Raw genomic sequence first — 19,858 nt, forward strand, 5'->3', positions numbered from 1 at the left:
GCTGTTTAGGGGAGGAGGCCCTCGGGGAGTTTGGCCAGCAGCTCCTCGGGCAGCTCCACATCCTGGGAAATCTGCTTGGCCACCACCACGAAGCGCCCGTTTTCAGTGTACTCCTTGTCGCAGGTAGAGAGGACCAGGATACGCTCCCCAAAGGAGGCCTCCACGCCGGTGTCGTAGAGGGAGGCGGCCTTGACCTGCTCCAAATATTGCTGGAATTTTTCCGGGTCGGACAGGTCAGAATACTGATAGTAGCGGAATACGTCCTCCTCGTCAACCCGGTAGACCCGGCTGCGGAAGGCGGCGATGACCTGATACTCCCGTTCCTGGGTCATGGTATCCAGGCGGATGATGGAGTGTTCCCGGGCAAAGGCCTCGTCCTGGTACTTGTTCAGCTGGCCGAACATGGTGCCATTGCGCATATTGTGGCCGAAGACGATGACCAGGGGGGCGTTGGGACCGCTGCCCTCGCCGATGAACAGACAGCCTCCGTTGGCCCGTTTCCCATAGAAATCCCTGCGCAGGTATTTTTCGGGGCGCTGGGGGGTGAACATAACGGGGTAGTCGATGCCCGCCCCCTCGAGCTGCATCCAGCCGGCCAGGTCGTTATTCTCCTGCCAGAGGTCGTCGTACTGGCGCAGAAGTCCGGAGTCGGCGTAGGGGGAGACGGGCCGGTCGGGCATTGCGGCGGCGGCGTCCCGCTGGGACTTGCGGGCCTGCTGGACCTGCTGGGCCAGGGTCTGATTGGTCTGCTGTTCCCGGTCGGAGCGGACGAGATCCCGCGCCAGCAGGCAGCCGGAGACCAGAAAGACCAGGCTCAGGACGGCCAGAGCCAGACGGCGAAATTTTTCATTCATGGCGGCGCCTCCTTACAGAGCTGGGCGCCGCCGGCGAGAGTGCCGGCGGCGCCGAATAGGTCAGGAAATGCTGGGGCAGAGATCAGGCATTAGTGCTGATCGTCCTCCCGCTTTTTGCCAAACAGGGCGGCAATCCCCATCAGGGAGAGGGCGCACAGGCTGGCCCAGAGGGAGGTGTGGCTGTTGTCGCCGGTCTCCGGGGAGACGTCCAGGAGAGGCACTTCCTCGTCCAGGATCTCCTCCTCATAGCTCTCCTTGGGGCTCTCGGCCAGGGGGACTTCCTCATCAAAGAGGTTGAAGTCCTCCAGGGGAACGGGCTCCTCGGGGATGGGCTCCTCAGGAGTGGGCTCCTCGGGGGAGGGCTCATCCGGAGTGGGGTTGTTGGGCGTCCGGGGATTCTCGGGGTCGGGAGTTCTGCCCGGTTCGTCGGGCTCGTCGGGGGTCAGGGTGTTGGTGATAACGAAGCTGCTGCCGGTGCCGGTGATGGCCACGCGGTAGTTATCGGGGACGTCGAACTCCTCAACGCTCCACTGGATATCCGCTTCATTTTCGCCCTCCGCCAGGACCATATCCCAACGATAGTGCCAGTTGTTGGCGTCGCTCAGCAGAGCACGGCTGACAAGCTCGCCATTCTTGTACAGATTGACGATGATGCTGGCAGGCCGGGCCGCGGGGTCGTCACCAACCCAGACCTTGTCTACCGACACCTGAGTGGTGCGGACGATGGTGGTGCTGCGGTTGGTGTAGGCGGCGGTGCTGGGCGCGGTGGTCACGGTACCGCTGACCCGGGAGGCGGCGACAGTGCCGGAACCGGTGGCGGTGGTGACATAGCCGTCAGTGTTGGCCTCGACCTCTTCCACAGCATAGCGGACGCCGACAGGGATGCCGGAGATCACGATGCTCTGGTCGTGGGTCAGGGTGAACAGGTAGGTGACGGTGCTGTTGGTGACGTAGCCGTTTCCGTCGCCAATCAGGTTGTTCTCGGACCGGACCTGGATGTTCTGGCTGGAGGCCAGGATGCCAGTGCCGGTGGTGAGAACGGCGGGATAGGAAGCAGACAGGTTGACGTAGCTGGCCGCAGGGGCGGTCAGAGTCAGGCGGAAGTTCCACTGACGGTTGTAGTCAGGGGACTGACCGGTGACCTGTTTGCTGACCTGGATGCTGCCGGTGTCGCGGGTGTAGTTATTGGTGGCAACAACTTCCACAGGCGTTGCGTGCTCGTGGACATCAACGTCAACGGAACCCTCGTAGGTGTTGTCATTGTAGGCAAAGACCACGGGGGAGTTCCAGGTGTAGTCGTTAATGGCAACGTCGTCCCGCTCTCTGATGGTGTAGGTGCCGTAGCGCAGAGCCGGGGTCTCCACAGTCTGACCGGCCTGGACCCGCACGTCTTCAACCACAATGTTACCATCGGCGTCGTAGACGTCAAAGTGGAATACGCGGCTGAAATCGGCGGGAGTGCCCTCGAAACCGTCCATCATCAGGTTCTTGGTGATGCTGATGGGGGCCTTCAGGGGCTGGTTGGTGACGGTAATCAAACCAACACCAATTTCGCCGCCAACAGAGGCGTTCCAATCCCAATCGTTGATACCAACGGTGTCTTTACCAGCAGCATTGGTGCCCTTATCCGTCTTTACATTGGTGAGAACGTCCTTCTCACCATTGAGACGCTTGAAGGTAACATCCCACTTCTGGCCAACGTTGACGTCTTCGCCCTTGTCATTGGTAACTCCCTTGTAGGGGGCAGGAACGTCAGTCTCTTCCAGGGTATACTCGCCTTCGCCCAAACCGGCAAAGAGGACTTTACCATCTTCGTCAGTGGTTCCACTCATAGAGAAGGAACCATCTTTAGAGGTGAGGGTAAAGGTAACGCCCTGAATGGCTTCACTGTTCTCTGCATCCTGCTTTACGACCTCAAGTTTAGCGTTGCCGATAAACTGAGAGGGAATCCAGGAATTGTGGAAATACACTTCGGTGGTGACAGGGAGATTGGGGTCAGTTCCACTTTCGTTCGCAAAAGCCGGGGTGATGTTGGGGGTCCAACCGCCCAGAATCTCATGGCCGCTGCCGTCAGTAGCAGCGGGGGTGTCTGTTCTGCGCACGATGAAGATTCCATCAATCTCTTCCTGAGCATCATAGCCGTCAGCGTAGGTGATGGAAACCTCTTCTACGGAGTACTTGCAGGGCTCTGTTGCGTTCTCACTGGCGTATACAGGCAGACCAGTCCACTTGTAGTAGAAGCCATCTTCCTTCGTCAGTTCGGCAGTCTTAAAGACTTCGCCATCTTTGAGAAGGTTGATCGTAATAGATTCAGGAATCAGGTCCACGCCGCTGGGAAGACTCTCGTCGAGTTTCCAGTCGCTGCCCCAACTCTTCTGAACCTCTACATCGGTGAGTTTGGGATTGTAGTAGTGGTTGGTAACAGTGGTGGTAGTCTCACTATTCAGGGGGCCGTTACCATTGGCAATATCCTCCTGAGTGTAGCCAGTCGCTTCTGCCTTCCAAATCTCCACACCATTCTCGGTTACCGTGTAGGCAGTGCCAACAGGGATACCCTCGATTTTAGCCTGCTCAGTAGGCTTCAGCGAGAAGGTGTAGATGCCATTGGAGGTGTACTTGGTATTGTCCTCAGGAGTGGCAGTACCATCGCCCAGTGTTACAACAATCTCAAATTCCTGCTCAGGGGCAGCATAGCTGGTATCCTTAACAGGAGTAAGTGTCTTTGTGACAGTCAGGTCGGTGAGCTTGCGCTCATTCGTGATGGAGACATTTGCACCGTTTACAGTCAGTTCCCGGTCATTGACCTCACCAGTAACCTCGAAGCCGGATTTGCTGGCCTCGTCTTCGGTGACAGTGTACTTTAAGCCAACGGGAAGGCCAGGAATGGTGACACTCTTAGTCGAATCATCCTTGGGAGTCAAGGTGATATGAGCAACGCCATTCTCAAAGTTCACAGTACCATAGGGACCGTTCAGGGCATCACCGCTTGGATTAGTGGTAGTAATGGTGAAGTGGTATGCTTCACCCTGCTCCCACTCGTCAGGGCTGATAACCGTCTTGTCGATGACCAGACTGGCGGTCTTCCAGGTGTTGGTGAAGGAAGCAGTCTCGCTGCTTGTGCTTGCATTAGCGGAAGCCCACTTGTCACCGATGCCAGTGCCCTTCTCGTAGGTGATGGTATCAACTTTATAATTCTCAATGGTTTTCGTAATGATACCAGCGATGTTCACCGGATCCGTGCTCTCAAGCTTAACCCTAACGGTAACCCTGTACACAGAATCATCGAAAGTAACCGGCTTACTGCTGTCAGCAACTTCTTGCAGATAGAACATGTAGGTGTTGCCATCCGCAAGGTTATCCACACTGATTTCACTGGCAAAGGAGAGCTTAAGGTTACCTTCGCTATCAGTGACTCCATTGCTGACTTGCTTTCCACTGCTGTTCAGCAGCTCAAACTGGAAGGAATTTTTGGAGATATCTGCGCCCTCAAGATGCTTGCTGACATTGACAGTCAGATCGCCGCTGATTTGCTTCAGCGTCTCACTTGTGTTACCCAGCGTCAGTGTACCGTTACAACCAATGCCGCCACCATGGGATGCGGATTTGTTGCCGCTGATTGTAACCGTGTAGCGGGACTTAAGGATATCAGAGGCCACGGGAGTCTTATTCTGTGCAGTCAGACCCAGTGCATAGCCGCCGTAGATCAGGCCATTGTTATCCGGAGTAACCGCTGTGAACGACTCATTAAGCTGATTGGTAACATAACCTTCCCAGTTGTGCGTATTACCATCGAACCGGGCATTGCTGATGATAGTACCGCTCGAACCATTGTTCTTGTTGCCCGCACAGAGAAGGTCCTGCGCAGCAGCTTTGAACGCTTCATTATTCGCCCAAGCTTCACCACCGTCAACATCAACCTTGCTTGTACCAGCAAGAGGAAGCTTAACGCGCTGATTACCAGTGTTGTCGTATACGGCTGCGCCTCTCACATTCACCAGCGCAACCTTACCATGGACACAACTGGCAATACCGCCGCCCAAACCATCGGCAACATTGTTCGTGACGATAGTGTCAATCATATGCAATGTGGCAGGGTTGTTAACATAGATGCCGCCGCCGCCCAAGTCTGTTTTAGTTGCGGAAGTGTTTTGGGTGATTTTGATGTTACCATGCGTCGGATTGATTTCAGCGGTGCCGTTGATCCACATACCGCCGCCGCCAAAGTCGCCGCCTTTATCTCCAGAAGAAACATTGCCGGTAGCGTGGTTGGATTCGATGGTTCCGCCATAGATATACAGATTTCCGCCAATTCCTGTGCTGGCATTACCCTTATCACTGTAATCCCTACCAACGAAAATGCCGCCGCCTGCAGAAGCAGTATTTTCCCTGATGGTACCACCGTACATAATAAAGGTGCTGCCAGTGGTGAAGCTGTTGCCACTACCGATACCAGAGACATAGACGCCACCGCCAAGAGTACGTCCATCCTTCCAGACAGATGTCTTCGAATCGGGAATGCTGTCTATGGGAGTACCAGTACCGCCGGTGATAGTAACATTTCCCTCTACCTTATTGGTTTCAGGATTAAGACCAAGAACGACTGTAGCACCATTCTTGATGGTGATTACGCTGCCGACTTTGCCTTTAATAGTACCAGTACCATAGATAGTCAGCTTGCCGCCGCTAACAGTGATATTGCCGTTCCACTCAACATTACCAGCAAGGACAAGGGTATTGTCACCGCTGGAAACATTAATGGAATCGCCAGAAACATCATTGCCATTGAGCTTGATAGACCCGTCAGGAATCGTCATCACGCCGCCGTCCAGCTCAGCTCCCAGGAATCCGGCCAACTCTTCGGTGCTGGCAGTCAGCGCCACATAGTCGGCCTCGCTCTGGAACTGAACGGGGACAGCCTGGAGCAGTTCATTGATGGCGGCCAGCTCCTCGACCAGGGGGCCGAACAGCTCAGCCTGCTTCTCAGCAAACAGCTCGGGGGTCATGTCGTCCACTTCCCACAGGGCCTCCAGCTCGTTAGAGGCGGCCTGAACATTGGCTTCCAGCGCCTGGAACCGGTTGTAGGCCTCCACATAGCTGGTGCAGCCGATGGAGTGGGTGTGCTCTTCCTTGGTGCAGACCAGGACCTTCTCACCCTCGGTCTCAACGGCCTGAACGCCCTCGCCCTCGGTCTTGCCGCAGGTCAGGGCCCGTTCGCAGCCAGCGTCGTGGGTGTGGCCGGCGCTCTCCTCCTGGCCGCAGACAACCGCGAACTCGCAGCTGCCGTCGTCATGGTGGTGAGCGGAGGTCTCCTCCTGGGTGCAGGTCAGGATTTCCTTGCTGTGGGTTTCCTCACGATAGCAGCTGTTATCGTGCTGGTGAGCGCCCTCGCCCTCCTGCATACCGCAGGTCAGTTCGGTGGTCTCGGTCACGTTGTAGCAGCTGTTGTCATGGGTGTGGGCCGCCGCTTCCTCCTGCCCGCAGGACAGGGTGCGGACTTCCTCGGTGCCGTCCACGACTTCCTCCTCGTGGGAGCCCACCACCTGGATCTCGGTGCGGTAGATGGTGTTGCCTTCCTCGTCAACGCCGTCCTCCACCTGGACCTCCTCCGTGTCGTCCACGGTAACGGTCTTGTAAGTGGTGACGGTCTCGACGGTGTAGCAGGAGTCGTTGTGGGAGTGGCCCTCGGTCTCCTCGATGGTGCAGTTCAGCTCCTGGGTGGTACCGGTCACACTGTAGCAGGCGTCGGTGTGGACGTGACCGGTGGTGTCCTCGGCGCAGTCCAGCAGACGCTCGGTGGTGATCTCGGTCTCATAGCAGTCCTCGCCGTGGGTGTGACCGTCGGTCTCGGCCAGGCTGCACTCAGTGCCGTAGCACGCATCGGTGTGGGTGTGGCCCTCAGACTCCGCCAGCGTGCATTCGGTGTAGCACGCGTCGGTGTGGGTGTGGGTTTCCACATCCTCGCCGGAGGGCACGGTCTTCGTCTCGTAGCACGCGTCAGTGTGGGTATGCTCCTCCAGACCGCAGGTGTAGGCGTCTTCCGCCGCAAATGCAGTCAGGTTCATCATGCCCAGGCACATGACAAGCGTTAAAAACAAGGCGAGACCGCGTTTGCTCAAGTTTTTAAGGTTCGTCATTTTAAAATCTTCCTTTCTTTGCAGTTATGCTCGGATGCAAAGTATCCGGCGGCTGGGCTGGCTTGTCGTCGGAGTCAGGCCGCGCCTTTCGGCTGGCCGCGTCCTCCCCCGCTGGGCTTACTCTGACCGGAGTCAGGGCGTTCTCCAGTGGGGTGTCGGCGATTTAGCCCCCTCGCTTTGCGTCCCGCCGTTTCCGACGGTTTGCGTTGGCTGCAGCCCGGCTGGCATGGTCCGTGGGCCTCCGGATCTCCCACGCGCTTTAGCCCCGTGGCTTTGCGTCCCTCCGTTTCCGGGGGTTTGCCTGAGCAGCCCGGCGAGCATAGTGTAGGGGGGTCCCCCCGACTCCGTAGCCCCGTAGCTTTGCGTCCCACTGTTTCCAGTGGTTTGCCCATATGACCGCGCTCTCTCGCTTCCGCTGCCGCCCGCGCTCCCTATGGGGAAACGCGCCCCGGCAGGGTCGCCTGTGCCATTGACTTCACCTCCTTTTGTCACGCTCTTCTGATAGAGTCGGCCTCGCTGGTGCAAAAATTTAGAGGATCGTACAAATTTTTGCGGTGATATGCTGGCTGCATAGTACTGGATGCACTCTGGGACCATCCTCCTCCACCATTATTATAGCATAAGAACTTCAATTGGGAAGGGCCTTTCCCGAAAATCGGCATATTAACGAAAAATGCCAGCAGCTGCCAGGCGTTTGTATTAAATTTCTGTGTATATTTCCTTTTTTTGCACATATTTTGGCGATTTTCACCACTACGCAGGTGATTAGGAGAGTTTGGCCTTCTGGGGCCCTCTTGTCTATTTTGCCGGTCACAGCCGCCGGGACTCTTCGGCATCAGCACTTTGCCAGACTGCTGTAACCTCTTGCAGAAGTCTTACAACTTCTTCTCGACTTCGATTTCTGAATATGTTATACTGATGCAAAGCGGCGGCATTTTGCCCACAATTGATTCCATGTAAAATTTTGAGAGGGGATGTAGAAACGATGAAAGAGTTTCAATACGCAGCCGTCAAAGAGGAGTTTGAGCAGTGGAAGGCCCAGGGACTGTCCCTGAATATGGACCGGGGCAAGCCCTGTCTGGAACAGCTGGAGCTGTCCCGGGGCCTGTTGAACGCCCTGGACTTTGACGACTGCGTGGCCGACGGCGTGGACGCCCGCAACTACGGCGAGCTGGCCGGTATGCCCTGCGCCCGGAGGTACTGGGCCGAGGTGCTGGATGTGACCCCCGAACAGTGCTTTGTGGGCGGCAGCTCCAGCTTGAACATGATGTACGACCTGGTGGCCAAGGCCTGGACCAATGGCCTGCTCCACAGCGAGAAGCCCTGGTCCCAGGAGGAAAAGGTGAAGTTCCTGTGCCCCGTTCCCGGCTATGACCGGCACTTCCGGGTCACCGAGTCCTTCGGCATCGAGCTCATTCCCGTTCAGTGCGACGGCAGCGGTCCCGACATGGACCAGGTGGAGCAGCTGGTGAAGGACCCCCAGGTGAAGGGCATCTGGTGTGTCCCCAAGTACTCCAATCCCGACGGCTTTATCTACTCCAGCGAGGTGATGGACCGGATCGCCTCCCTCAAGCCCGCCGCCCCCGACTTTGTCGTCATCTGGGACAACGCCTACTGCGTCCACGAGATCCGCGGCGGCTATGTTCCCTTCCCCGATATCCTGAAGATCTGCGCCGAAAAGGGCAACCCCGACCTGGTAATCGAGTTTGCCTCCACCTCCAAGATAACCCTTCCTGGCGCCGGTATGGCGGTGATGGCGGCCAGCGAGGCCAACATTAAGCACCTGAGCAAGCTGATGGGCGCCCAGATGATCAGCTGCGACAAGCTCAACCAGCTGCGCCAGGTCCGCTTCCTCAAGGACAAGGCCCACACCCTGGAGCTGATGCAGAAGCACGCCGCCATTCTGGCCCCCCGGTTTGACGCCTTCCTCAAGGAGCTGGACGCGGAGATCAAGCCCCTGAACATCGCCCGCTGGACCGACCCCAAGGGCGGCTACTTCATCAGCCTGTACACTGCCCCTGGCTGCGCCAAGCGGACGGTGGCCCTGTGCAAGGAGGCCGGTCTGGTGATGACCGCCGCCGGCGCCGCCTACCCCTACGGCAACGACCCCGAGGACAGCCACATCCGCATCGCTCCCTCTTTCCCCGCTTTGAAGGATGTGGAGATGGCCGCCAAGGTGTTCTGCACCTGCCTGAAGCTTGCAACGCTGGAGAAGCAGGGCAAGTAATTTGTCTGTTCACACATGGGACGCCCTTTTGGACGTCCCATTTTGATTGAATTTTTCAATTCTGCCATAAAAAATCAGTATGAAAAATCAGCCGGGATATCCCTTGCGAAAGAGCGGCTGTCGTGGTATGATGGTAAAAAAACCAAAAAACAACCCTGTCAACAGGAGGAATGAGGGAATTATGAACAGTCAAACCGCCGCCTCGCGCAAGGTGAAGGCCATTAAGGTCATCGGACACCGGAATCCGGACACCGACTCCATCTGCTCCGCCATCACCTACAGCCGCCTGAAGAATATTCTGGACCCGGAGCACCCCTGCAAGCCCTGCCGGGCGGGGCTGCTCAACCGGGAGACCGAGTTCGTGCTGGACTACTTCAAGGTCCCCGTGCCCCAGTTGTACACCGACGTCAGCCCCCACATCCGGGACGTGGATATCCGCCCTGCGGCGGGCGTGGATGGAGAGACCAGCCTGCGCCAGGCCTGGATGACCATGCGGGACCAGGAATTGGATACCCTGTGTATTGTAGACGGGGAGCAGAACCTCCAGGGGGTCATCACCGTCAAGGACGTGGCCACCGCCAACATGGACGGGCTGGACCCCTACGCCCTGGAGATTGCCAAGACCAGCTATCAAAACCTGCTGGACATTCTGTACGGTACTGTGCTGGTGGGGGATGTGACCGGCAAGACGGTGGAGGGGCGCATTGTCATTGGCTCCGGCAGCGCTGAGCAGATCGAGAAGTCCATCGCCCCCGGGGACATTGTGGTGGTGAGCAACCGGGCGGAGAGCCTGCTGGCCGCCCTGGAGATGGACGCAGGCTGTATTGTGGTGTGCGCCAGCAGCAAGGTCTCCCGCACCATGCAGATGCTGGCGGAGGAAAAGGGCTGCATCCTCATCAGCACCGAGCTGAGCACCTATGTGGCCGGCCAGGTGCTCAGCCAGGCCGCCCCCATCCGCCACTATATGACCACCGGCAATCTGCTCACCTTTACCCTTCACACACCGGTGGAGGAGGCAACCCGGATCATGGCCTCGGTGCGCTTCCGCTACTTCCCCGTGCTGGACGACGACGGCAAGTACATCGGTGTGGTCTCCCGGCGGAATATGCTGAACCTCCACAAAAAGCAGCTGATCCTGGTGGACCACAACGAGAAGAGCCAGGCCGCTGAGGGCATCGACCAGGCGGAGGTGTTGGAGATCATCGACCATCACCGCATTGGCTCCATGGAGACGGACGGCCCGGTGTACTTCCGCAATGTGCCGGTGGGCTGTACCTGCACCATCGTCTATCAGATGTACCGGGAGAACGGGATTGACATTGACCCCACCACTGCCGGCCTGCTGCTGTCCGCCATTTTGTCCGACACCCTCATGTTCCGCAGTCCCACCTGTACCCCTGTGGACGAGCGGGCGGCCCGGGAGCTGGCCCAACTGGCCGGAGTAGATCTGGAGGAGTACGCCGACAATATGTTCTCCCATGGCGGCGACGTGTCCGGCAAGACGGCGGCGGAGGTCTTCAACGGCGACTACAAGATTTTCACCAGCGGAGATGTGCGCTTCGGCGTGGGCCAGGGCAGCTATATGACCGAAAAGAACCGAAAGGCGGCCCAGGCTCTGGTGGGTCCCTACCTGCCCGAGGCCCTGGCCAAGCAGGGACTGGACTATATTTTTTATATGTTTACCGATGTACGCCACTCCAGCACCGAGCTGCGAATGGCCGGGGAAGGCGCCCAGGAGCTGGTGAGCAAGGCCTTCGGCGTGGAGATCGAGCAGGGGGTTGCCGTTCTGCCCGGGGTCGTCAGCCGGAAGAAGCAGATGATTCCTACTTTGATCAACGCCATCAAGCAGGACCAGGAGTGACGGAAAAGGAGCTGCTGTATGTGAAGAACTGTCTCATTGAAGGCTGTGTGGACTGCTACCACTCCGCTATGGCCGCCGTGCGGGGCGGGGCGGACCGGCTGGAGCTGTGCGCCAACCTGGTCATCGGCGGTACCACCCCCTCCCACGCCCTGTTCCGGCAGGTGCGCCGGGACTGCGCTGTGCCGGTCAACGTACTCATCCGCCCCCGCTTCGGCGATTTTCTCTACAGCTGCCAGGAGCTGGAGGAGATGGCGGAGGAGATTGTCCGCTTCCGGGAGCTGGGGGCGGACGGCATCGTGACCGGCGTCCTGACGCCCCAGGGGGAGCTGGACCGGGAGAGTATGGCCCGGCTGATGGAGAGGGCGGGAGGACTCCCCGTGACCCTCCACCGGGCCTTTGATATGACTCGGGACCCCTTCGCCGCCCTGGAGACCGCCGCGGCCCTGGGATGCAGGACCATCCTCACCTCCGGACAGGCCAGAAGCGCCCCGGAGGGGCTGGAGCAGCTGAAGCAGCTCAACGCTCGGGCGGCGGGCCGTATCAGCATTATGGCGGGGGCCGGGGTGAACCGGAGCAACATCCGCCAGCTGCATCAGGAGGCCGGGATATGCAGCTTTCACACCTCCGCCCGGCGGGGAGCGGTGGACAGCGGTATGATCTACCGCCAGAAGACCGTCTCCATGGGCCTGCCCTCCCTGTCGGAGTATGAGCTGTGGCGCACCGACGAGGAGGAGTTCCGGGCCTGCGCGGAGATCGTCCACGGTCTGTGAGTTTTTCCCCATTGGGTGGGGGCTGATCTTTGTGAAAATTTGCCTTTGCCTTTCCAACTCCAATCTGTTATACTGAACAGCGTCAATTTCATACGGTCATTCAACGACACACGTGGTGCATTGCACGTAAATCTGATTACGGTACAGTAATGCCCTCGTGTGTCGTTTTGTCTCAAAACGGCATATGCGGCTGCATATGTCTTTTTTGGCCGTATATCTGATGAAGGAGGCACTTTTTATGGAAGAAAACACCTATCTGGGCAGAGAGCGCGTGGGAAAGCTGCTGCTGAAGTTTGCCGTTCCCAGCACGCTGGCGCTCATCATCTCCTGCCTGTATAACATTGTGGACCAGATCTTTGTGGGCAACGGCGTGGGCTATCTGGGCAACGCCGCCACCGGCATCATCTTCCCCATCACTGTGGTGGGCTGGGGAGCCTCTGTCCTCTTCGGCGACGGAATGGCCACCTTCCTCTCCCTGTCCCAGGGACAGGGGAACACCTCCGGAGCGGGAAAATCGGTGGCCAACAGCATTCTGGGCTCCTTCTTCTCCGGTGTGGTGATTATTGCTGTGTACTATGCCCTGGGGGACAGCCTCCTCTACGCCCTGGGCGCCACCGAGGCCACCATCGGCCTGACCCGGGACTACGGCGGAATCATCCTCCTGATGATGCCCTTTGCTCTGGTGCAGAACACCCTGGCCTCCATCATCCGCGCCGACGGCAGCCCCAGGTACTCCATGGCCGCCATGGTGACGGGGGCGGTTATCAATATGATTGGCGACCCGGTGGCCATTTTCCTGCTGGACTGGGGGATTCGGGGGGCGGCCTTTGCCACCATCCTGGGCCAGTTCGTCAGCTTCCTGCTCTGTGCCGCCTACCTGGGCCGCAGCCGGGCCTTCCGGGTCAGGTCCGCCGACTTTGTCCCCAGCTGGAGATACCTGAAGCCCGTCCTCCCCCTGGGGTGCGGCAGCTTTTTGACCCAGCTGTGCATTGTAGCCACCACCATTGCCAACAATATCCTGCTGAAATCCTACGGCGCCCGCAGCGAGTACGGTCCCGACATCCCCCTCTCCGCCTTTGTGGTCATCATCAATCTGTTCCAAATCATCCTGAACATCGCCTGCGGCATTACCGCCGGAGCGCTGCCCATTATGGGCTACAACTACGGCGCAAAGCTGTATGGCCGGGTCAAGGAGACCTTCAAGCTGGTGGTGCTGTCCACACTGACAGTGTGCGTCATTGCCACCGCCCTCTTTGAGACTGTCCCCCTGGTCTTTGTCCGTATGTTCGGCACCGACGGGGGCCAGCTGTACACCGATTTTGCCACCGGCTGTCTGCGGATCTATCTATCGCTGATCGTCTTTACCTGCCTGCAAAAGGCCTGCGCCATGTTCCTCCAGTCCATCGGCCACGCCAAGGCGGCGGTGCCCCTGTCGGTGCTGCGGGACGTTCTGGTCATTGTACTGGCTATCCTTCTGCCGGTGCGGATGGGGATCATGGGCATCCTGTGGTCCGCCCCCGTGGCGGATCTGATCGCTATGGCGATTACCGCGGCGGTTGTGCTCCAGGTGTGGAAGAAGATGGGGGCGGATGCCCAGCCTGAGGCAGAGCACACCGAGAGCGCCCTGAAGCCCTCCCATCCCGGTGTCATTATCACCATTGCCCGGGAGCACGGTACCGCCGGAAAACAGATTGGGCAGCTGGTGGCCAGGCAGATGAACATCCCCTGCTACTACAAGGAGATGACCGCCCTGGCCGCCCAGGAGAGCGGACTGGCCAAGGAGTTCATCTCCGGCATCAACTCCGATGAAAACGCGGTGATGCGGGAGCTGTATCTGAGCACCAGCGCCGTCCGGCAGGCGGTGCTTGCCCAGGAGAAGGCCATCAACGTGATTGCTGACATGGGGTCCTGCGTCATCATAGGCCGGGCGGCGGACCATGTGCTGCGGAACCGGAAAAACGTGGTGCGCATTTTCATCCACGCGCCCAAGGATGTTCGGGTCCGGAAGGTGATGGAGATGTACGGCGACACCGAGGCGGAGGGGAGAAAGAGCATTGCCCGCTCCGATGCGGCCAGAGGCTCCTACTACAAGAGTATTTCCGGTCTGGAGTGGGGGAACAGCCGCCAGTATGAGCTGACGGTGGACAGCTCCATCGGCGTGGAGAAGACCGCTCAGCTGATCTGTGATTATATTGGCCGTATGTAAATCAACCGGCCTGCGGATTACTCCGCAGGCCGGTTTTTTGTTGGGGAAGAAACCCAGAGGGTCACTGGGCCGAGGGGACGGGCGGCGTCCAGTGGTACTGGTGGTACAGGTCGGTGAAGCGGTAGGAGGCCTGGACGGCGCCCTCCAGGGGGACGTTGTGGATGGTCAGCTCCTCCTGGCCCACGGTGACGGGGTCGCCCAGCAGATAGCTGTCCTGGTAGTCTCCGCCGTAGCTGTAGTAGTCGCACAGAAATTCCAGCCTGTCCCCCGGCTGGAGGCCCTCCTGGCTCTTGGCCACGGTGTCGGTCTTGCCGTCCCGATAGACCGCCTGCACACCGGCCACATAGCCGTAGGGAGTTTCGCTGTCAAAGACCAGGATCAGCTCCCCCCGTTGGCCGTTGTGAAGCACTGGGACCCGGCCGGTGATGGCGTAGTCAGTCCCGTCGTCCACGGTGGAGGTGTGGTAGTAGGCCACAGGCTGGCCATTGATGGCGAGCCAGGTGCCGTCATAGACCCCTTTCAGTCCGCCGCCGCCGTCAAATTCGAAGATGTTGTCCAGGCCCAGGTCAATGAAGCCCTCGCCGTCGTCGTAGAACACATTCAGCTCCAGGGCCTGCACCAGGCCCCACTGCTCCTCGCTGAGCCGCAGTACCGGCGCGCCGTCCTCCCCTTCCTGCCAGACCAGGGCCTCATCGGGGAGGCGGTGCTCTGTGAGGTACTGAATGGTATCCTCGCTGCTCATAGCCCGGTCGCTGAGGAAACCGGTGTTGCCGCCGGACAGACCGGCAACCCGGTCAAAGCCGCCGCTGAGGAACTCGTTCAGCAGGGCGGAGACCACCTCCGCACCGCCGCCAGAGCTGGCCAGCGTCCCCAGCAGGGAGGGCAAGGGGGAGGCGGTGCCGCCGGAGGCCGCCTGTCCGCTGACCGCGAGACTGGCAAACTGGCGGATACAGCGGGTGTAGTCCTCGTCCATGCCGATCTCCTGGTAGGTGGAGGAGGCCCGGTCCACCATGGCGGACTTGCGGCAGGGGAAATAGATGGACAGCCCGTAGGCGTTAGTCATGGTGGAGGAGGTGCGGTTGTATTTCACTGCGCTAAGCAGGGCTTCCGCCAGCCGCTCTCCCTCCGGCGTCCCCAGATTGTTTGCCAGGTGAACCAGGTCTACCTGGTCGATTTGGCTGGAGGCGGCGAACTCCCGGGCCCCGCTGCGGGCGTTGGAGACGGTCTGGTACTCCTTATTTTGAATGAGCCGGGCGGTGGACTTGGAGAAATCCGACAGCGGCCCGGGCAGCGTGGTCTCCAGCTCCGCCAGGTCCACCACCGACAGGGTCGTCAGCTGGCCCTGGCACTTCTGGGCGCAGGTGTCCACAAAGCTGTCCACAATGTGCTTTCCCAGCTCGACGGTGGGCATAGAGGGGTTGTCCCCCAAGGCGGTGAGCCAGTCGGTGTAGTACCACCCCACCCCGGGCTCCGTCTCCTCCGAGGCGATGAGGTAATCGGCATACTGGGCCATGGTCAAAGCGGTCTCCGCCGTGGCCATCAGACAGGCGTCAAAGCCGATGAAATCAAACTTCACCCCGGCGGCCTTCAGGGCTTCGTCCAGTCCCGCCAGACTCATGGAGCCGCTGGCGGCAAACTTTTCGTCGTAGCCGTAGCCGCTGACCGAGCCCCCGCCGTGGTCCCAGAGGATCAGCTCATACCGGTCCGCCGGGAAGCGGGCGGCGCACCATCGGATGTACTCCGCCAGCACTGCGGGGTCGGTCATGGAGACGCTGCCCAGGTCCGGACTCAGGCTGACCAGCTGGCCCCCCTTCACCTGCCAGATCTGGTTGACTGCGCTGCTGACCGCGCTGTTTTTCCAGTCCTTGCAGCCGCCGGTATAGACCAGCAGGTTGAGGTTGTCCCCAAAGCGGGCGTCCAGCATCTCCTGCAAATCAGAGGTGCCCATACCGCTGCGGGACTCCAGGTCGGTGCCGCACATATAGACCATGATGGTGGCAGTGTCCCGGCCATCCCCCCGGAGTGTGGTGTATGCCGCCCGGGCGCCAGGGGCCTGGTCTGTGTTCAGCTTCCCGGTGTTGGCCGGGAGCTGCCAGCCGGAGGAGACGCTGCCGCCCCCCAGACCGCTCAGCGCCGCCGTCCAGTTGGCGCCTCCGCTTGGGGTCTGCTGGCCGCCGGAGGGGGTCTGTCCCCCCAGCAGAGCGGTGAGGCCGCCGCCTCCCCCCAACAGCAGCACCAGGAGCAGGGCAATGAGTTTGGAGCCGCCCCCGCCCGACCTGGTGCTCCGGGTCCCGCTGCGGTCTGTGCGGCCTCCGGTATCTCCCACTGGACCGGTACCCAGGCCCTGTCCCCGCTTTTGTACGGTCCTGCCGGGGCCCTCGACTCGCTTTTCACGGCTTCTGGGTCTGTTGCTGTCCATCAATATTCTGTCTCCCTTCACAAGCTTGATTATGGAATTTGCAGGGTGTTGGCACGCTTGGGCGGCGGCTTTTCTGCTGCCCCCTGGACCCTTTACCGCCCTGCGATTTTGGACCCCAGGAAAAGCAATGCCGCCAACTGGAGGACCAGCAGCAGGGGAAAGCCGAAGCGGAAGTACCAGTGCCGGGTCTTATGGTGAAAGACCCGCATTCCCAGAGTGCCCCCCAGCCCTCCACCCAGCAGCACGGGAAGGAAGAGCGCCTTTTCAGAAATGCGCCACGCTCCCCGCTTTGCCCGCCCCTTGTCCGCGCCCATAAGGGCAAAGGCGGCGCAGTTGACCGCCAGCAGGTACAGACCCAGTGTCATTTCCATCTCTGACGCCCCTCTCCTCCGGCAAAAAAACGGACTGCAGCTGGAAGCAAAAACACTTCCCATTTTAATCTTTTTCCATTATAAGCCTCTTCGCTGTTTTTTTCAACAAATTTTCCGCTGGAATTTCTATGGAAAAATTTCTAAATAATCTTGCAATATGGGCCCTCCGTCTGTATAATGTTATGCACGGTATTCCAGAACCGTGAACAATTTTTCTACTCCTCCCCTCCGGGGGCGTTGGATCACTGGAAGGCCGCATACACCACTTGACACTACTGAAAGGAATGATGTTACCCCATGGCTACCAAATTCTTGTACCTGTTCTCCGAGGGCAACGCCAACATGCGCGATCTGCTGGGCGGCAAGGGCGCCAACCTGGCTGAGATGACCAACATCGGAATGCCCGTCCCCCAGGGCTTTACTATCACCACCGAGGCCTGTACCCAGTACTACGAGGATGGGGAGAAGATCAATGACGAGATCCAGGCTGAGATTATGAACTATATTGACAAGCTGGAGCAGATCACCGGCAAGAAGTTCGGCGACCTGGAGAATCCCCTGCTGGTCTCCGTCCGCTCCGGCGCCCGGGCCTCCATGCCCGGCATGATGGACACCATCCTGAACCTGGGCCTGAACGAGGAGGTGGTGGAGGTCATCGCCAAGCAGTCCAACAATCCCCGCTGGGCCTGGGACTGCTACCGCCGCTTTATCCAGATGTACTCCGACGTGGTCATGGAGGTGGGCAAGAAGTACTTTGAGCAGCTCATCGACCAGATGAAGGAGAAGAAGGGCGTCACCCAGGATGTGGAGTTGGATGCCAACGACCTGAAGGAGCTGGCCGGCCAGTTTAAGGCCGAGTACAAGGCCAAGATCGGCCAGGACTTCCCCGCCGACCCCAAGGAGCAGCTTATGGGCGCCATTAAGGCCGTCTTCCGCTCCTGGAACAACCCCCGGGCCATTGTCTACCGCCGGATGAACGATATTCCCGGCAGCTGGGGCACCGCCGTCAACGTCCAGTCCATGGCCTTCGGCAACATGGGCGACGACTGCGGCACCGGCGTGGCCTTTACCCGTAACCCCGCCACCGGCGAGAAGAAGCTGATGGGCGAGTTCCTGACCAATGCCCAGGGCGAGGACGTGGTGGCCGGCGTGCGTACCCCCATGCCCATCCAGGAGATGGCGGAGAAGTTCCCCGAGGCCTTCGCTCAGTTCCAGGAGGTGTGCGCCAAGCTGGAGGACCACTACCGCGATATGCAGGACATGGAGTTTACCGTGGAGCACGGCAAGCTCTACATGCTCCAGACCCGCAACGGCAAGCGCACCGCCGCCGCCGCCCTGAAGATTGCCTGCGACCTGGTGGACGAGGGCATGATCGACGAAAAGAAGGCGGTGGCCATGATCGACCCCCGCAACCTAGACACCCTGCTCCACCCCCAGTTTGACCCCGAGGCCCTGAAGAAGGCCAAGCCCGTGGCCACCGCTCTGCCCGCCTCCCCCGGCGCGGCCTGCGGCAGAATCGTCTTCACCGCCGACGACGCCAAGGAGTGGGCCGCCCGGGGCGAGAAGGTCTGTCTGGTCCGCCTGGAGACCTCCCCTGAGGATATCGAGGGCATGGTGGCCTCCCAGGGCATCCTCACCGTCCGGGGCGGCATGACCTCCCACGCCGCCGTGGTGGCCCGGGGCATGGGCACCTGCTGCGTGTCCGGCTGCGGCGCCATCAAGATGGACGAGGAGAATAAGAAGTTTGAGCTGGACGGCCGCACCTATGTGGAGGGCGACTGGATCAGCCTGGACGGCTCCACCGGCAACATCTACGGCGAGGCCATCCCCACCATCGACGCCTCCATTTCCGGCGAGTTTGGCCGCATTATGGCCTGGGCCGACAAGTACCGCCAGATGGGTGTGCGCACCAACGCCGACAACCCCCGGGATACCGCCCAGGCCGTGAAGTTCGGCGCTGAGGGCATCGGTCTGTGCCGCACCGAGCATATGTTCTTTGAGGAGGACCGCATCCCCGCCATTCGGGAGATGATTTGCTCCGACACTGTGGAGGAGCGGGAGAAGGCCCTGTCCAAGCTGGAGCCCATGCAGCAGGGCGACTTCGAGGCCATGTACGAGGCTCTGGAGGGCCGTCCTATGACCGTCCGCTTCCTGGATCCCCCGCTGCACGAGTTCGTCCCCACCGAGGAGGAGGACATTGAGCGGATGGCCAAGGATATGGGCAAGTCCGTATTCGATGTCAAGGCGATCATTGCCGGCCTGCATGAGTTCAACCCCATGATGGGTCACCGTGGCTGCCGCTTGGCCGTCACCTACCCCGAGATTGCTGTGATGCAGACCAAGGCCGTTATCAAGGCCGCCTTGGCCGTCCAGGCCCGCCACCCCGACTGGAATATGGTCCCCGAGATCATGATCCCCCTGGTGGGTGAGGTGAAGGAGTTCGCTTTCGTCAAGAACATCGTCACCACCACCGCTGACAAGCTGATTGAGGAGGCCGGCTCCTCTATGAAGTATAAGGTGGGCACCATGATCGAGATCCCCCGGGCCGCTATGACCGCCGACGAGATCTCCACTGTGGCTGACTTCTTCTCCTTCGGTTCCAACGACCTGACCCAGATGACCTTCGGCTTCTCCCGGGACGATGCCGGCAAGTTCCTGGACGCCTACTATGAGAAGAAGATCTACGAGTTCGATCCCTTCGCCAAGCTTGACCAGCACGGCGTGGGCCGCCTGATCCACAACGCCTGCCGCTGGGGCCGGTCCACCAACCCCAATGTCCATCTGGGCATCTGCGGCGAGCACGGCGGTGACCCCTCCTCTGTGATGTTCTGCCACGATATCGGCCTGGACTACGTGTCCTGCTCCCCCTTCCGTGTGCCCATCGCCCGGCTGGCCGCCGCCCAGGCCGCGATTGCCAACCCCCGGTAAGGGATGACGCTTGTCGTGGGGTAATATAGATTTTTCTCGGAGAGGCAATCTGAATTGACCCCGACATAGAAAAACAAGACCTTGCACC

General features: G+C 59.8%; 9 protein-coding genes and 1 riboswitch. Of the genes, 5 read left to right on the forward strand and 4 right to left on the reverse strand.

Annotated features, from left to right (window positions below):
- Window positions 1-5: 5 nt before the first annotated feature.
- Both D1646_RS19505 and D1646_RS19510 read right to left on the reverse strand, forming a co-directional pair.
- Window positions 6-854, reverse strand: a complete 849-nt coding sequence (locus D1646_RS19505; RefSeq protein WP_160638056.1) for a class B sortase — start codon at window positions 852-854, stop codon at window positions 6-8.
- An 89-nt stretch (window positions 855-943) separates the two neighbouring features.
- Entirely contained in the window at window positions 944-6,988 is a 6,045-nt protein-coding gene (locus tag D1646_RS19510; RefSeq protein ID WP_160638057.1) for a Cna B-type domain-containing protein, read from the reverse strand.
- A 301-nt stretch (window positions 6,989-7,289) separates the two neighbouring features.
- Window positions 7,290-7,387: riboswitch (cyclic di-GMP riboswitch) on the reverse strand.
- 586 nt (window positions 7,388-7,973) lie between these two features.
- Here D1646_RS19510 and D1646_RS19515 point away from each other — a divergent pair.
- From D1646_RS19515 to D1646_RS19530, 4 genes are all read left to right on the forward strand, one after another.
- Window positions 7,974-9,215, forward strand: a complete 1,242-nt coding sequence (locus tag D1646_RS19515; RefSeq protein WP_160638058.1) for an aminotransferase class I/II-fold pyridoxal phosphate-dependent enzyme — start codon at window positions 7,974-7,976, stop codon at window positions 9,213-9,215.
- 181 nt (window positions 9,216-9,396) lie between these two features.
- On the forward strand, window positions 9,397-11,076 hold the full coding sequence (locus D1646_RS19520; RefSeq protein WP_160638059.1) for a putative manganese-dependent inorganic diphosphatase: 1,680 nt from the start codon (window positions 9,397-9,399) through the stop codon (window positions 11,074-11,076).
- Window positions 11,073-11,846 (forward strand): copper homeostasis protein CutC, encoded by a 774-nt coding sequence (locus D1646_RS19525; RefSeq protein WP_347565257.1) that lies wholly within the window; start codon window positions 11,073-11,075, stop codon window positions 11,844-11,846. Before D1646_RS19520 ends, D1646_RS19525 begins: the two co-directional genes overlap by 4 nt.
- 238 nt (window positions 11,847-12,084) lie before the next feature.
- Entirely contained in the window at window positions 12,085-14,052 is a 1,968-nt protein-coding gene (locus tag D1646_RS19530) for a cytidylate kinase family protein (protein ID WP_160638060.1), read from the forward strand.
- A 61-nt stretch (window positions 14,053-14,113) separates the two neighbouring features.
- On the opposite strand, the gene D1646_RS19535 is transcribed toward D1646_RS19530, so the two are convergent.
- Together D1646_RS19535 and D1646_RS19540 are read right to left on the reverse strand one after the other, a co-directional pair.
- Window positions 14,114-16,471, reverse strand: coding sequence for a clostripain-related cysteine peptidase (locus tag D1646_RS19535; protein WP_160638061.1), 2,358 nt, complete (start codon window positions 16,469-16,471; stop codon window positions 14,114-14,116).
- Between the two features lie 92 nt (window positions 16,472-16,563).
- Window positions 16,564-16,842 (reverse strand): DUF1294 domain-containing protein, encoded by a 279-nt coding sequence (locus D1646_RS19540; protein WP_160638062.1) that lies wholly within the window; start codon window positions 16,840-16,842, stop codon window positions 16,564-16,566.
- Window positions 16,843-17,139: 297 nt separating this feature from the next.
- Here D1646_RS19540 and ppdK point away from each other — a divergent pair, with 297 nt between their 5' ends.
- Complete coding sequence (gene ppdK / locus D1646_RS19545) at window positions 17,140-19,770, forward strand: pyruvate, phosphate dikinase (RefSeq protein ID WP_160638063.1); 2,631 nt, start codon at window positions 17,140-17,142, stop codon at window positions 19,768-19,770.
- Window positions 19,771-19,858: the final 88 nt, after the last annotated feature.

This window comes from Pseudoflavonifractor sp. 60 (assembly GCF_009911645.1).
Lineage (GTDB): Bacteria > Bacillota > Clostridia > Oscillospirales > Oscillospiraceae > Lawsonibacter.